Origin of the sequence: Desulfovibrio desulfuricans (genome assembly GCF_024460775.1) — a bacterium.
Lineage (GTDB): Bacteria > Desulfobacterota > Desulfovibrionia > Desulfovibrionales > Desulfovibrionaceae > Desulfovibrio > Desulfovibrio desulfuricans_E.
In genome coordinates this window covers 1-274 of record NZ_JANFYZ010000061.1, presented here as the reverse complement: position 1 = coordinate 274, position 274 = coordinate 1, and the positions used below count along the sequence as shown (strand labels likewise).

At 48.2% G+C, this 274-nt stretch carries 1 protein-coding gene; it reads right to left on the bottom strand.

The window, feature by feature from the left end; genetic code table 11:
* Positions 1 to 274 (bottom strand): ABC transporter permease subunit (locus NE637_RS15410; RefSeq protein ID WP_256267808.1); only part of this gene is annotated, 274 nt, incomplete at both ends.

The following is a 274-nucleotide window of genomic DNA, read 5'->3' as shown; positions in this document are numbered from 1 at the left end:
GCAAAATCTGTTTCTTTTAAACGGATCATCTCCCCCCGTACGACACGCGCCATATCGATCCAGCCGGCAATACAAATCCCGAAGATCATGCTTTTTATCCCCGGTCCCATAACGAGCGTTATCAGTATAACATATAAAATCGACGGGATCGCGGCAATCACATCCGCTGCTCTCATCAGAATCATATCGATGCGTTTCCCACGATACCCCGCTACAGCACCGTACAAAATACCGATCATCCCATTGATCAGAGAACTTCCCACGCCGATCACAA